The organism is Acinetobacter sp. 25-47-130, from assembly GCF_056779705.1.
Window position 1 is genome coordinate 95,074 of the sequence record NZ_JBWYII010000005.1, and the last position, 14,513, is coordinate 109,586.

Sequence of the window (14,513 nt, forward strand, 5' to 3'; positions counted from 1 at the left end):
CATAATTTAAATATTATTATTTCATAGCAAGATTATGAGTGAACAAATAATAATAACAGCGTACTGTTTCATCAGTTTTCCTTCCTAGATTTCCCCCAAAATCTAGGAATTTTTTTGTCTATATCTTTTACAAAAATCAAGTTTATTATCACATAAAAAAACCTCGATATTCGAGGTTCTTGTGTATTATATGAATTCTATTTTAATGATTACCTTGAACTTTTTCTTCAATCTCTTCCACACTGGTGTGTCGTACGTCATAGCCTTTAGCCATATAAATCACTTGTTCAGAAATATTTCGCGCATGGTCACCAATACGCTCCAAAGAACGCAGCACCCACATGACATTCAGAACACGAGAAATATGACGAGGATCCTCAATCATGTAGGTCATTAATGTACGTGTAGCAGATTGATATTCACGATCGATATCTGCGTCAGCCAACAATACTTTAAGTGCTTGCTCTGCATCAACACGTGCAAATGCATCCAATGCATCATGAATCATTACTCGCACTTGATTACCGATATGACGTGTTTCCATATAACCACGAGGTGATTCACCTTCTTCACATAGATTTTGGGCTATACGTGCAATTTTAGCTGCTTCATCACCAATACGTTCTAAATCGGTATTGGCCTTGCTCATTGCAATCACCATACGCAGATCACTTGCAGCAGGATGGCGACGCACTAAAATCAAAGTCAAACCTTCATCAATTTCACGCTCATAGCGATTTACCGTATTATCCTGAAATTGGACATCTACAGCTAAATTCACATTTGTATCTAAAAGAGCATGAATGGCATTAGCAACTTGTTGCTCAACCAAACCACCCATCGCCATAAATTTGGTATGGACATCTTGCAAATCTTCGTTAAATTGAGAAGAAATATGGTGGCTAAGTACAGGATTATTAGAGCTCAAAGTCTTATTACTCCACACAGCGTGAATGGATTGAAATTTTTGCCATATTAAAGCATATCAATTGTGAATATTTGATGACAAAACAATCAATTTATTCTATTTTTCAACTAACCATGCATTCATTTGACGAAGCTCATTTTCATTCAATTGTCCCACAGAAGCCTTCAACCTCAACACATTCAACACATAATCATATTGAGCATTCACAAAATCTAATCGCGTTGCAAAAGCATTTCTTTGCGCAAGCAACACATCAACCATACTTTTAAGCCCTTCATCATACTGAGCTTGGGATGCTTTCGCGACTAATGCTGAAGAATCCATGGCAGCTTTGCGCGCTTGCAATGTAGCACTATCCATATCAATTTGTAGGTAAGATTTTTTAGCATCTGTGGTTGCTTTACGTATCGCAGCTTCTAATTGGCGTTCCGACTTTTCAACATTTTTTGTCGCTTTATCAATATTAATTTTAGTTCGTCCACCGGTATAGGCATTCCAGTTCATTTCTACACCCACCTGATCGAACTGTCCATCACTCGATATAGCTGTTTGTGGTGATTGTTCACTATATCCATAAGTGGCTACGGCTTCGACTTGAGGATAAAGCGCCGCTTGCTCTACACGTCGCTGATCATTGGCATATTGACGTTGCAAACGCGCTTGTAGAATTTCAAGATTCTGTTCTTGAGCTAATTTAGTCCATTCACTCATGATATTCGGTACAGGCTTTTGATACTCGAAATCATCACTTAAAACAGCGAGCTTTTCTTGGTAAGGTCCAATCAACTGAGCAAGTTGCTCTTGTGCCAAGATTAATTGAACACCTGTCGCAATTCGATTTGCTCGCGCATTTTGATATTGTGCATTCGCTTCGCTGACATCACTTTCAGCAACCAAACCTTCTTTGAGTTTGGCATTCATCATATTGAGCTGCTCGAATAATGCTTTTTCTTCTTGAGCGTTAGTGAGCGTTAAAGCCTGTTGACGTAGTACATTAAAATAAGCTTCAGAGACATTTAATATATGTTGTTGCTGTTGCTGTTTTAAAGTGACTTCACTCAGTTGAACTGAGGTTTTTACCTGTTTATATCCCTGCCAAGCATCCATTCTGAAAATGGGTTGTCGTGCAGTAATCGCAATTTGACGAGTGGTCGATGTCGATGCCAACAGGTCAGAACTATTAAAAAAAGGATTCGATTCTGTACTTGAACGATTTACATCTTGGTTTTTACGCGTCACATTTCCTGAAACGGTTACTGTCGGCAGCAAATTACCTTTTGCTAAACCTATATTTAACTGATCAGCCTCATACTGCAAAACGTTGGCTTGCCAATTTGGATCGGTTTGCTTTGCTCGCTCATAGGCTTCAACGAGGTTCAATGCAAAGCTCATCGGGCTAAGCGCAATTAAACTGACTGCAAGTAGAGTTTTTTTCATGATAATGACTTCACAGTACCTTAAGCATTTGAATAACAAGTAATTAGAATAGGATGTTGCAAATATAATCTTTAATCGAACTTTTTACGTATCAATTTTATTATTTTTTCATTTAATCCGGAGAATTATTTTGAATTATGTGCATTGATGTATGTTTTTCATACATTATTTTAACGCTTGATTGCGAAGCAACTACAATAAATTTCACTGTACGGTTTTAAAATAAGTGAAAATCTATTTGCGCCTCATTTCACACTTTAACTGTATTTTGATATCTCAATGAAGTCATTTTTGCACACGTTTAAGCCTATTCGTCAATTATTGACTCTTATAGTCGTAAGTCTTGGCTTAACTGCGTGTCAAAAACCGATTTCCGAAGAAATACCTACTGAATCTCCAAACCCAACCCAAAACCAGAACACCACACCTGATCTCAACCTCATTTGTCAAAAACTCAAAAAAGAAATGCTCGGGATAACTGCTCAACGGACTACATTCGCCATTGAGCAAATCAATCAAGATATTCGACTTTGTCTTCCCTTAATGCCATTTCAGGAACAGAAAGAATTGATTGGTTTGGCAGACATCATGTATAGAAATTTCTTAAGTTTAGATCGATCACCTGAACAGCAGAAAGCTTTTGATTTATATGCTCATGACCAGTCGCAATTTCCGACGATTCAACAATCACAAATTGAAAAATTACATCCACGAGATCAATATTTACTTCGGCATAAGGGTCAAGCGTATATTGATCTCGTCGATATTAACCACCAAGCAACCTATCAAAGAAACCCATATTATTTAGCACGAGTATTTGCCCCCTATTTCCCTGAGGCAGAACAAGCATTTATGCAAGAACTTGCTGAACAAAATCAGCAAGCACAATTTGAAGATCCTCATTTTCATCTTGAAGCACAAGAGATTTCTAGACGTGCCCAGTATTGGGAAAATTATCTAAAAAAATACCCTCAAAGCAGTTTCCGTTTAGATGCAGAGTACCTTTATCATTTTTATTCAAATCTATTATTTAAAGGTCTCAAACATGATCCTGTTTCTCATGATTTTGAAGGACGTGTTGAAATTGCACCCGATGCTTTAGCTGAAATCGAACAACTCGCAAATATGAAAAATAGTCGTTTAGCAGATCAAGCGAGACTTTTCTTAAAATTTATCGAACTGGATTCACAACAAAAAAGTAAATTAACTTCAAATCAGACTGATCAAAATCCGCAAGTTCTTATACAGCTAAGTCACTATTTAAACTTAAAAACTGTTGATCTTGAAAATCGTCGTAATTGCTTTAAAGACGCAATTTGTTATGCATCATAGTCTGATGACTTTAATCTGACTTTATATGTTAATATTTTGGCATCGCTTGACGGAGCGCGAGTAATAACTCGCTGAGATCACCTAAAACATTGTTTTGATGGTGAGTACCGTTGAACCTGATCAGGTTAATACCTGCGTAGGAATCAAGCCATCTAAAAACTTTGTTCTAGGTTATTCATTCAGGATAATTCCGCCACCGTTTTTGGTCGTGCTTGATTCGTTGATGTCATTCATAAGGATCATTGCAATGAACCAATTAACGAATCTTTCAAATACAGATCTCTCTGCTCAACATGAGCAAGATGCTCAAGATCTCACCCGCATTTTACCAGCGTCAAAAAAAGTCTATGTTCAAGGTTCTCGTCCAGATATTCGCGTACCCATGCGTGAAATTGCACTCTCCGATACACCAACGGGCTTAGGCGGTGAGTATAATGCTGCCATTTTGGTGTATGACACTTCAGGTGTTTATACCGACCCTGAGATTCAAATTGATTTAAATCGAGGCCTACCAAACCTCAGAGATACATGGATTGAAGAGCGCGCAGATACAGAACAACTCGCGACATTAAGCTCAAAATTTGGGCGAGAACGTCTTCAAGATATTCGTACAGCTGGCATTCGTTTCGCACATATCCAGAAACCTCGTCGAGCTAAACCAGGACATAACGTTACGCAAATGCATTATGCTAAGCAGGGTATTATCACGCCTGAAATGGAATACATTGCGATTCGAGAGAATCAAAAACAACGTGAAGGTGTGGATACTCGCCAACATGTTGGGCAAAACTTTGGTGCAAAAAACTTATTAGAAATTACACCAGAATTTGTACGTCAAGAAGTCGCAGCAGGTCGTGCCATTATTCCTGCCAATATCAATCACCCTGAACTCGAACCGATGATTATCGGACGCAATTTCCTAGTGAAAATTAATGCCAATATTGGCAACTCAGCACTGGGTTCATCCATTGATGAAGAAGTGGCAAAAATGACATGGGCAACACGTTGGGGTGCTGACACCATCATGGATTTATCTACGGGTAAAAATATTCATGAAACACGCGAGTGGATTATTCGTAACTCCCCTGTACCTATTGGAACTGTTCCGATTTATCAAGCATTAGAAAAGGTGGATGGAATAGCAGAAGATCTTACATGGGAAATTTTTAAAGACACTTTAATCGAACAAGCTGAGCAAGGGGTTGATTACTTCACGATTCATGCTGGTGTTTTATTGCGCTATGTTCCTCTCACAGCCAATCGCTTAACGGGCATCGTTTCACGCGGTGGTTCAATCATGGCACAGTGGTGTCTTGCACATCATAAAGAAAATTTCTTATACACCCATTTTGATGAAATCTGCGAGATCATGAAAGCCTATGATGTCTCATTCAGCTTAGGTGATGGTTTACGCCCTGGGTGCATTCAAGATGCCAATGACGAAGCCCAATTTTCCGAACTGCGTACATTAGGAGAATTAACCCATCGAGCTTGGGAACATGATGTGCAAGTCATGATTGAAGGTCCTGGTCATGTTCCTATGCATATGATTAAAGAAAATATGGATTTACAACTTGAGGTTTGTAAAGAAGCACCTTTTTATACATTAGGACCATTAACAACAGATATTGCACCTGGTTATGATCATATTACTTCAGCAATTGGTGCAGCCATGATCGGTTGGTATGGAACAGCGATGCTTTGTTACGTAACACCTAAAGAGCATTTAGGTCTACCCAATAAAAAAGACGTCAAAGATGGCATTATCACCTATAAAATTGCAGCACATGCTGCAGACCTCGCCAAAGGACATCCAGGTGCTCAAGTCCGTGATAATGCACTTTCAAAAGCACGTTTTGAGTTTCGTTGGGAAGATCAATTTAACTTAAGTTTAGATCCTGATACAGCACGTAGTATGCATGATGAAACCATGCCTAAAGAGGCACATAAATCAGCGCATTTCTGTTCGATGTGTGGACCTAAATTTTGCTCAATGAAGATTACCCAAAATGTGCGTGAATACGCTCAAAATCAGCAGTCTGATAATCTAGATCTCAAGTTAAATCAAGAGATTGAATCAGGTCTCAACGCGATGAAAAATGAGTATCATAAGCAAGGACAAAAGTTGTATCAGAAGCTGTAAAAATTAAAAAACCTGTTTTTCTTTAATGCAATCTCAGTTAGGATGAAATAAATTTTTGTCCTAACGTATACGAATGAAAATTCTTGAAAAAGCTACTTACAATAATAAAGATTTTAAGGTCCATTCTCGCGAATCCCTTTATCAAGGATTCATTCGTATAGAGAAATTGAGCATCACACATCGTTTATTTGGTGAGAATACTTATACCCCAACAATTCATCGTGAATTAGTGCATCGTAAAGAAGCTGCTGGTGTACTCATCTACAATGATGCGCTCAAGCGCTTTGCACTGATTGAACAATTCCGAATTGGTGCAATCGATGATCCTATCTCCCCATGGCAACTAGAAATCATTGCAGGCGTATTAGATGGCGATGAATCACCTGAAACATGCATTCAGCGTGAGAGTTTAGAAGAATCTGGTTGTGAAATTCGTAATCTGGAACACTTATTTACCTTCTACCCTTCTGCTGGTGCGTGCGATGAAGTTTTTCATTTGTATGTTGCAGAAGCAGATCTTCCTGAGCAAGGCGGTATTCATGGTATGCCAGATGAAGGTGAGAATATCCAACTGCATATCTTAGCTTATTCAGATCTTGAACCATTATTGGCATCCAAACGATTGTGTAATGCACCTGTCATCATGGCTCTGCAATGGCTCAAACAGCACATTGCCACTACCTCTATAGCGCTGAGGTAATTTATGACGCCTTTAATCAAACAGAATAAAAATGATCAGCTCATTATCCAAATTACCGATACCCATCTCATGGATCATCCTGACACGCCGTTTGTTCAGATAAATCCTGAACAAAGTTTTCATGCAGTGATCAATGATATTTTAAATCGCTATCAAGACATTGATGCGATTATTCATACAGGTGACTTGGCACAGGTACCACATGAGGCAACTTATCAGCGATATTTGAGTTTCATGAAAAATTTGAATATTCCGTTTTATCAAATTCCAGGGAATCATGATGATGCCGAATATTTTCCTTTTGCAGCGCCTGATCCTATACCGGCCGTGTTAACTTTCGAAACGTGGAAAATCGTCCTATTAAATAGTGCTGTGCCCCACAAAGTAGATGGTTGGATTAAAGCAGAACAATTGAATCATTTATCAATGATTCTTCAGGAAACACAGCAGCACCCTGTCATTTTGGCGTGTCATCATCACCCACTTGAAATGAAGTCCAAGTGGATTGATCGACACATCTTAAAAAATTCAGATCAATTGACCCAGATCATGGCAGAGTATCAACACATTCAAGCAGTGATCTTTGGACATGTGCACCAAGATTCGTTGAATGTTTGGAAAAATATTCAATTTTTATCAACGCCCTCCACCTCCGTTCAGTTTAAACCAAAGACTGAAGATTTTGCCTTTGATGACCTTGCACCAGGCTATCGCAGCCTACTACTGAAAACTGACGGTAGCTTTGAAACACGTGTTCATCGCCTACAAAATTTCGCGCAAAATATTAATAAAGAAATTTCAGGTTATTAGCTTTTCTTTTAAAGTGTTTTGGATTAAGTTATCTGTCCGAATGGAATCTGAACAGTCCAAAACAGATATTCATAGCTTTCATCTTTGATAAAAAATCTATATGATGACGCCCCCGATAGCAACAATCTATCGGAAGCGATAAAAACACTTGCATATCACCATATTTTTTGCGTACGCAAACACGCATATGATGAGGAATGCCCTTTATGGCGAATGACAACCAAAATCAAGTCTTGGAAGAAAACAACGTAGTTGCTGAAAAAGTAAAACGCGTGCGTAAGACCAAGCCAAAGACTTCCGAAGGCGGTACTACAGCGAGTCTATTTGGCATCGAGCCTTATCAGCCGAAAAAAAATGAAGAATACATGTCTGAAGGTCAACTTGAGCATTTCCGTCAAATTTTATTGGCATGGAAAGACGAGTTAATGTCAGAAGTGGATCGAACATTAAATACAATGCAAGATGAAAATACTGCATTGCCTGATGTAAATGACCGTGCAACGCAAGAAGAAGAGTTTGCGATTGAGCTTCGTACTCGTGACCGTGAACGCAAGTTAATTCGCAAAATTGAACAATCTATCGAAGCAATCAAAAATGATGACTATGGTTTCTGTGAAACCTGTGGGATCGAAATTGGCTTACGTCGTTTAGAGGCTCGTCCAACAGCGACGCTTTGCATTGATTGCAAAACTTTAGCTGAAATTAAAGAGAAACAAAATAACGGTTAATCATGTTATTTAATAATCCTTCCCTAACCCCTCCTTTGATAAAGGAGGGGGACAACAGGATGGCTTATGTGGGCCGGTTTGCGCCATCGCCAACCGGCCCTCTTCATTTTGGATCACTAATTACAGCTGTTGCAAGCTATTGTGAAGCAAGATCTCATGCAGGCAAATGGGTTGTACGAATTGAAGATACAGACATCCCTCGCATATATCCTGGTAGTGAAGAACATATCTTGTCATGTATTGAAGCTTTCGGTTTCGAGTTTGATGACGAAATTATCTTTCAAAAAGACCGTTTAAACATCTATGAATCTGTCTTAAACGATCTTCAGCAACGTGACCTCACCTATGCCTGCCAATGTACACGAAAAATCTTAGGCTCTAATCATATCTATAGCGGTACTTGCCGCGATTTAAAACTACCACACGATCAACAAGCCATTCGGGTTAAAACATCAAACGAGTTGATTTGTTTTGAGGATCTTTTACAAGGTCAGCATTGCTCTAATTTGACCAATGAATTAGGAGATTTTGTTCTTAAACGTCGCGACGGTATTATTAATTATCAGCTCGCCGTGGTTGTGGATGATTATCTACAAGGAATGACTCATGTTGTGCGTGGTGCTGATTTGCTGGATAACACTGAACGACAAATTTGGTTAGGGCGATTATTGGGCTACCCTGAACTTCAGTATATGCATTTGCCCCTAGCAATGAATAAAGATGGTACAAAGCTTTCTAAGCAAAATTTAGCTGTAGCACTTGATCTCACCCAAGCCCCCCAACTCTTGAACAAAGCTATTCATGCATTAGGACAAGATCCAGTTGATCTAGATCAACCAAATCGCATGCTTCTACAGGCAATTCAACAATGGGATCGTAAGAAAATTCCAGTTGGCACCACAATACAAGATGTTTTTGAATAGTGTCCATACAGAATCATGCTTGTTATTCAGCTGAAAATGTTTTTGAATTCCATTTAGCTAGATTAATCAGGAGTTCATTATGTTTTTTATTTTTGGGGTAGGACCTAAAACCATCAAAACGGAAAAGGGGCAATTTCTATGCCCAGTCTGTCGTACACATAGCAATTATGAAATTAAACAACAACGCAATTATTTTTCTTTATTTTTTATTCCATTGATTCCACTATCAAAACCCAAATCTGGTCAAGTCACCTGTTTAAACTGTGGCACACATATGCCAACAATGGTGTTGCAGCAAAATAGTACTCCACCATCATCAGATTTGAATGCTTAAGATACAATCGTGTATTTTAAAAGCTAGATACTTCCTTAGCCTGATTCTTTTCTTGGGTTGTTGCTTCAATTTTCAGCATTAAACTGACCATGACAGCACACATAATCAGAGATGAACCACCATAACTAATAAATGGTAAAGTTAAACCTTTTGTTGGGAGCAGCCCCATATTCATGCCAGCATTTACCATAATTTGCAGAACAAAAATAATGCTAATCCCGTAAGCCAAATAACCCGCTCTCAAAAATTGATGCTGAATGGCACGATGCCCAATTCGAATACACGCACCCACCATAAGAAATGACAGTGCGAGAACAACCGTAATACCCATGAAACCGAACTCTTCTGCCAAAATAGCCAACATAAAGTCCGTATGCGCCTCAGGGAGATAAGACATTTTTTGAATACTATGGCCTAAGCCTACCCCTAACCATTCACCACGTCCAAAGGCCATAAGCGCATTTGAAAGCTGATAACCAGAACCTAAAGGATCTGCCCATGGATTGGTAAAAGACATTAAACGCTCGAAACGATAAGGCTCGAACACAACCAGCACTACAAATGCCATGATAATGGCACCCAATGCAATACCAAACTGGATTAGTGGCGCACCTGCAAGAAAGAACACCCCTAACATCGTTAAGGCAACCACTACCGTTGCACCTAAGTCAGGTTCAGCAATAATCAAACCAACTGTACATAGCATTACTGTTGCTAATCGTGCCAGCCCTTTCACATTATTCCGCACTTCTTCTGCCCGACGGACAACATAATCTGCAGTAAAAATAGCCATCATCACTTTCGCAGCTTCAGTAGGCTGGAAGGTAAATCCTGCGATTCGAATCCAACGCGTCGAACCGTTCACTTCCGAACCGACTAATAACACCGCGACAAGCAATGCCATAGTCATCATCCATAACGGAAATGTGTTCTTAAACCAGGTATTTAACGAAACACGATAAACCAAAATTGCTGCGACAAACGCAACCACGATGGATATGGCATGGCGGATGACATAGTGGAATGGATTTTCATGCAATCTTTCTGCGTAAGGCATAGAAGCTGAACCAACCATCACCGTTCCAATACAGAGCAGTGCAATCACACAAAAAATTAGAACATTCCTTGATGTAATTTCACTTGGAATACGTGGTACCCAACGTTGGTAAATTTTATTCACTTTATCAATCGTTGTCTGAGCTGACTCAGCCATATCTTCGTCCTTATTGTTCTTCGTGCAGCGCATTCACACAAGCAACAAATTGATGTCCGCGTTGTGGATAGCCAGTAAACATATCAAAACTTGCACATGCCGGCGAAAGCAATACCACATCATGTTGCTGTGTATTTGCTTGACATAATTTTACTGCTTCTTCTAATGATGTAGCGTGAAGAATTGTGGTTGTGCCTTGAATTGCTTGTTCAATCACTGGCGCATCTTCACCAATGAGTACCGCGAGTTTTGCAAATTCCGTTAATGATTTTCTTAAAGCAGTAAAATCTTGCCCTTTACCTTGACCACCTAAAATGATGGCAACTTTAGCTTTCTGTACTGCGATCGCCACACCTAAGCCGTCTAATGCTGCTAAGGTTGCCCCAATATTTGTACCTTTTGAGTCGTTATAATAACGAACACCTTGCACTTCTTTGACAAATTCGCAGCGATGTTCCAACCCCTTGAAGGTTTTCAAAGTTTCCAGCATGACCTCTAATGGTAGACCTATCGCTTCACCTAAAGCTAAACACGCAAGTGCATTTGCGACATTGTGTGTCCCTTGAATATACATCTCAGAACTTTTCAATAAACGTTCACGCCCCCTTGCTAACCACATCGTGCCATCAGTATCTCTGAGTACACCATACTGATTCATATCTGGTGCATTGAGCCCAAAACTCTGCATTGGCGTTGCATCAGGTACTAAAGGACGTGTCAAAGAGTCATCCCGATTGAAGACCACTTTCTTGACACCTTGAAAAATACGATGTTTGGCAGTGTGATATCCCATCATATCGCCATGACGATCGAGATGGTCTTCGCTCATATTTAAGACGACAGCAACTTCAGCATTTAAGTTCGATGTAGTTTCTAATTGGAAACTGGATAGTTCTAAGATATATAGCTCTGGATCATCTTTGGTTAAATCTAAGGCTGGACGTCCTAAATTCCCCCCTACAGCGACTTTTTTGCCTGCATATTTCGCCATTAAGCCGATCAAGGTGGTCACTGTACTTTTTGCATTAGAACCTGTTATTGCAACAATAGGCTTTTCAGTCGCACGTCGTAAAATTTGAATTTCACTGACAACAGGAATGCCTTGTGCAAGTGCTGTTTGAATCACTGGCAGTTTAAGATCAAGCCCTGGACTGATAATAATTTCCTCAGCAGACAACAACATTTCTTCGTCAAATTTCCCAAAGCTAGTTTGGACTTCAGGTGGAATTTGATCATGTCCAGGTGGAGAGGTCCTCGAATCTGTTACTGCAACGTGATAGCCTTTTTCATGTAGAAAATTTACCGCAGCAACACCCGAAATTCCGAGTCCTGCGACAACTTTTAATCCACCACGCTGTATTAACATTTCTGCCCCATATTTTAGTCTAATTAGAAACTGCCGAAATGTTAGCACTTTGCTGCTTTGAATGCTTTTTTTGATTTCATAATCTTGACATTATTTTGTGTCCATGCGTAAAAAAACCGCCAATTTAGGCGGTTTTTTTATTGAAGTAAACTACTTCCATTTCACAGCTTGAGGGTTTAACTTGGGTGTTTCCTTGTCTGAAACAGGACAAGCGCAATTTCCGCCACATCCAGCAGTCATTTTGGGTTTAAGCCACTTTGATAGTGCCTTCCACCCTTTTCTTTCCGTAGCATCTGACAGTTTCATAAAGACTGAATTTGACGTCTGTGGAAAAACCTTTTTGAATACGACCAATGCACTCCAAAGGACCAATGCCGTAATAATTAGAATTTCAATCATCTCAGTCTCCTCAACTCTTCAGATTTAAGCTAACACGCTGGTCGCGACTTGATAGGTCAAGAACGACATAAAGTACGCTAAACCAAATAAATAGACCGTCATAAAGCCAACTGTCTTCCAAGAACCTGTTTCGCGTCTCACTGTCGCTAATGTCGCCAAACAATGTGGTGCATAAATGAACCAGACCAAAAGTGATAATCCTGTTGCTAAAGACCAGCCCAAATCCCCACCACTACTAATCAGTGATGCCAAGCCTTCCGACATCGCATCCTCATCAACAGTAGACAAAGCATACACCGTGCCTAAAGCAGCAACGACAACTTCACGCGCAGCCATGGCTGGAATTAAAGCAATACAAATCTGCCAATTAAAGCCTAATGGCGCAAAGATTGGTTGCATCAAATGACCTAACATCCCCGCAAATGAATAATCAATCGCAGGTAATGTTGCACCCTCTGGTGGTTGTGGGAATGTGCACAAGAACCATAATAAAATAGAAAGCGCAAAGATGATTCCACCGACTCGCTTCAAAAAGATTTTTGCTCGATCAAGCAAGCCAATCCACACGTTTTTCAAATCTGGAAAACGATAGCTTGGAAGTTCCATCAATAACATATGTTGAGATTTATCTTTTTGGAAAAACTTCAACACAAACGATACGATCAGTGCACTCACAATCCCTGCCATATATAGACCGAACAGCACTAAACCTTGAAGGTTAAATAGTCCCCAAACCGTTTGAGAAGGCACAAAAGCTGCAATCAACAACGCATAGACGGGTAAACGAGCTGAACAAGTCATCAATGGCGCAACAAAGATCGTGGTCAAACGGTCTCTTGGATCACTAATAGTCCGTGATGCCATGATTCCAGGAATTGCACACGCAAAACTCGACAGTAATGGAATAAATGCACGTCCCGAAAGACCTGCTTTATACATCAACTTATCAAGTAAGAATGCCGCTCGGGGTAAATAACCTGATTCTTCAAGCACCAAGATAAAGAAGAATAAGATGAGAATCTGAGGCAAAAAGACAACTACACCACCTGCACCCGCGATAATTCCATCAACCACTAAACTATTGAGTAATGGATGTGCAATATTCTCACCAACGACTTCACCCAACCAGCCAAAGAACGTCTCAATACCATCCATGAAGGGTGCCGCCCAAGCAAAAACTGCTTGGAAAATGATGAACATCATCACCGCTAAACTGAATAGACCAAGTACTGGGTGCAGAAAGATTTTATCGAGAAAAACTGAACGTTTATCATCAAATTCAACAAATTGAACGGCATCTTTGACAATCGCTTCAACTTTGTCGTGATCAGATCCTTTCAAACCTGTCAGCTCAGTTTGAGGAACAGCATATTTGCCATGATCTAGCGCATTCATCAGGTTTTCAATACCTGAGCGACGCACAGCAACCGTTTCTACAACTGGAATGCCTAAGCGCTCAGAAAGCTTTTGGGTGTTTATTTGCATTCCACGACGACGAGCTTCATCCATCATGTTAAGTACGAGTAGCATTGGACGACCCAATTGGATCAACTCCAAAACTAAACCAAGGTGCAACTTCAGATTGGTTGCATCAACAACGCATAAAAATGCATCTTGATGACCTTCTTCCGCAATTTTCCCATAAACAACATCACGGGTGATTTCTTCATCTGGACTAGTTGCGTCTAAACTATACGTTCCTGGCAAGTCTAAAACACGAACCGCTTTACCTGAGTTTAGCGTGAAGTGACCAATTTTTCGCTCAACGGTTACACCTGCATAGTTACCTACTTTTTGGCGTGTTCCAGTCAAATGATTGAATAATGAAGTTTTACCACAGTTAGGATTACCAACAAGGGCAACACGCAACGCATCGCTCATGCCGACACTCCTTCTATTTCAATTTTTTGTGCTTCATTTTTTCTTAAGGCAAAGCGAGTAAAACCCACTTGAATGAGAATTGGATCACCGCCAAACAGTCCTTTCGTAATGACTTGTACTTTAGTTCCGGCAACAAATCCTAGCGTTTCTAAACGACTTGCCACCATATCTGTAGAAGTACCATCTACAGTGCGATGCACTTGCGTAATGATGGCAGATTGTTTGACTTTCAAATCAGATAAACGCACCGTACCTAACCCTAAAAAATTTTGAACAGTATACATACAAATGAGAATTATTACCGCACTCTCATCAAGAA

At 39.8% G+C, this 14,513-nt stretch carries 14 protein-coding genes and 1 riboswitch; of the genes, 7 read left to right on the forward strand and 7 right to left on the reverse strand.

Annotated features, from left to right (window positions below):
- Nucleotides 1-202 precede the first annotated feature (202 nt).
- Both phoU and abuO read right to left on the reverse strand, forming a co-directional pair.
- Nucleotides 203-928 (reverse strand): phosphate signaling complex protein PhoU, encoded by a 726-nt coding sequence (gene phoU, locus AC1M83_RS08355; protein ID WP_035263928.1) that lies wholly within the window; start codon nucleotides 926-928, stop codon nucleotides 203-205.
- Nucleotides 929-1,024: 96 nt separating this feature from the next.
- Complete coding sequence (gene abuO / locus AC1M83_RS08360; protein ID WP_481590435.1) at nucleotides 1,025-2,365, reverse strand: multidrug efflux outer membrane protein AbuO; 1,341 nt, start codon at nucleotides 2,363-2,365, stop codon at nucleotides 1,025-1,027.
- Between the two features lie 279 nt (nucleotides 2,366-2,644).
- Here abuO and AC1M83_RS08365 point away from each other — a divergent pair, with 279 nt between their 5' ends.
- The 7 genes from AC1M83_RS08365 (at nucleotide 2,645) to AC1M83_RS08395 (ending at nucleotide 9,335) form a co-directional block, all read left to right on the forward strand.
- Complete coding sequence (locus AC1M83_RS08365) at nucleotides 2,645-3,697, forward strand: hypothetical protein (RefSeq protein ID WP_481589166.1); 1,053 nt, start codon at nucleotides 2,645-2,647, stop codon at nucleotides 3,695-3,697.
- 40 nt (nucleotides 3,698-3,737) lie between these two features.
- A riboswitch (TPP riboswitch) is annotated at nucleotides 3,738-3,857 on the forward strand.
- An 87-nt stretch (nucleotides 3,858-3,944) separates the two neighbouring features.
- Nucleotides 3,945-5,840, forward strand: a complete 1,896-nt coding sequence (gene thiC, locus AC1M83_RS08370; RefSeq protein ID WP_092767314.1) for a phosphomethylpyrimidine synthase ThiC — start codon at nucleotides 3,945-3,947, stop codon at nucleotides 5,838-5,840.
- Between the two features lie 73 nt (nucleotides 5,841-5,913).
- Nucleotides 5,914-6,540 carry an NUDIX domain-containing protein gene (locus tag AC1M83_RS08375; protein WP_481590436.1) on the forward strand — a complete coding sequence of 209 codons (627 nt, stop codon included), beginning with the start codon at nucleotides 5,914-5,916 and terminating at the stop codon, nucleotides 6,538-6,540.
- Nucleotides 6,541-6,543: 3 nt separating this feature from the next.
- Complete coding sequence (gene cpdA / locus AC1M83_RS08380) at nucleotides 6,544-7,350, forward strand: 3',5'-cyclic-AMP phosphodiesterase (RefSeq protein ID WP_481590437.1); 807 nt, start codon at nucleotides 6,544-6,546, stop codon at nucleotides 7,348-7,350.
- Nucleotides 7,351-7,556: 206 nt separating this feature from the next.
- On the forward strand, nucleotides 7,557-8,078 hold the full coding sequence (dksA, locus tag AC1M83_RS08385; protein ID WP_035263919.1) for an RNA polymerase-binding protein DksA: 522 nt from the start codon (nucleotides 7,557-7,559) through the stop codon (nucleotides 8,076-8,078).
- 59 nt (nucleotides 8,079-8,137) lie between these two features.
- The gene (gene gluQRS, locus AC1M83_RS08390) at nucleotides 8,138-9,001 is read left to right on the forward strand and encodes a tRNA glutamyl-Q(34) synthetase GluQRS (RefSeq protein ID WP_481590438.1); all 864 of its coding nucleotides are present in this window, start codon (nucleotides 8,138-8,140) and stop codon (nucleotides 8,999-9,001) included.
- A 79-nt stretch (nucleotides 9,002-9,080) separates the two neighbouring features.
- Nucleotides 9,081-9,335: a zinc-ribbon domain-containing protein gene (locus AC1M83_RS08395; RefSeq protein WP_481589171.1), complete on the forward strand. Its 255-nt coding sequence runs from the start codon at nucleotides 9,081-9,083 to the stop codon at nucleotides 9,333-9,335.
- A gap of 16 nt (nucleotides 9,336-9,351) precedes the next feature.
- Here AC1M83_RS08395 and ftsW read toward each other — a convergent pair whose 3' ends face one another.
- The 5 genes from ftsW to AC1M83_RS08420 form a co-directional block, all read right to left on the reverse strand.
- The gene (ftsW, locus tag AC1M83_RS08400; RefSeq protein ID WP_481590439.1) at nucleotides 9,352-10,548 is read right to left on the reverse strand and encodes a putative lipid II flippase FtsW; all 1,197 of its coding nucleotides are present in this window, start codon (nucleotides 10,546-10,548) and stop codon (nucleotides 9,352-9,354) included.
- 10 nt (nucleotides 10,549-10,558) lie between these two features.
- Nucleotides 10,559-11,914, reverse strand: a complete 1,356-nt coding sequence (murD, locus tag AC1M83_RS08405; RefSeq protein WP_481590440.1) for a UDP-N-acetylmuramoyl-L-alanine--D-glutamate ligase — start codon at nucleotides 11,912-11,914, stop codon at nucleotides 10,559-10,561.
- A 150-nt stretch (nucleotides 11,915-12,064) separates the two neighbouring features.
- Nucleotides 12,065-12,313 (reverse strand): DUF6587 family protein, encoded by a 249-nt coding sequence (locus AC1M83_RS08410; protein WP_035263913.1) that lies wholly within the window; start codon nucleotides 12,311-12,313, stop codon nucleotides 12,065-12,067.
- A 24-nt stretch (nucleotides 12,314-12,337) separates the two neighbouring features.
- Nucleotides 12,338-14,194 carry a ferrous iron transport protein B gene (feoB, locus tag AC1M83_RS08415; RefSeq protein WP_481590441.1) on the reverse strand — a complete coding sequence of 619 codons (1,857 nt, stop codon included), beginning with the start codon at nucleotides 14,192-14,194 and terminating at the stop codon, nucleotides 12,338-12,340.
- Nucleotides 14,191-14,442 (reverse strand): FeoA family protein, encoded by a 252-nt coding sequence (locus AC1M83_RS08420; RefSeq protein ID WP_035264089.1) that lies wholly within the window; start codon nucleotides 14,440-14,442, stop codon nucleotides 14,191-14,193. The genes feoB and AC1M83_RS08420 overlap by 4 nt, the downstream gene beginning before the upstream one ends.
- Nucleotides 14,443-14,513 lie beyond the last annotated feature (71 nt).